Source organism: Photorhabdus africana, from assembly GCF_035181445.1.
Lineage (GTDB): Bacteria > Pseudomonadota > Gammaproteobacteria > Enterobacterales > Enterobacteriaceae > Photorhabdus > Photorhabdus laumondii.
Genome location: NZ_JAXBVE010000164.1, coordinates 1 through 520, shown reverse-complemented (window position 1 = coordinate 520; position 520 = coordinate 1). Strand labels below are relative to the sequence as shown.

Genomic DNA, 520 nt, shown 5'->3' with positions numbered 1-520 from the left:
TCAACATCATAAGCACTGACCACATGCAGGGCTTCAAATAATGTCCCCTTACAGGTTCCTCTCAGGGTTTTTCCATCAATGGCGATAAGACTTTTTCCTGCCCTGACCCGACGCTGGTTGATCCAGGCATAAAAGGCTTCAACCAGTGCATCTTGCTCTATCATTTTGATAATATTAGCAATACAGTGACGACGAGGAATACCGTGAGTAAAATGCGTGTATTGTTTAAGCCACTCGCTCTGTAACTCACCAAATTCCTGAATCGATTTCCAGCCAGAAGCGCCGCATAATACAGCGGAGAAGGCTAAAAAAATCACATCCATTAACTCATGTTTTTTATTGATGTCAGAACGGGGGTCTTCTATCTTACTGATAAAATTAAAAATACTCATTATTAGGATCGCTTTTTTATGGAAGAGAGAGAGCTTAACGTTTTAATGAGAGAAATGCCTATAAAAAGTCATATTCTGACTTTTATTTAACCAAAATAACCTTATTAAAAATGTGAGATCTCACCCTG

1 protein-coding gene is annotated in these 520 nt (G+C 38.8%); it reads right to left on the bottom strand.

What is annotated here, in order from left to right; all coding sequences use genetic code 11:
- Positions 1-392 (bottom strand): ISAs1 family transposase (locus tag SLS51_RS23225; protein ID WP_323840838.1); only part of this gene is annotated, 392 nt, incomplete at its 3' end.
- Between the last annotated feature and the right edge of the window lie 128 nt (positions 393-520).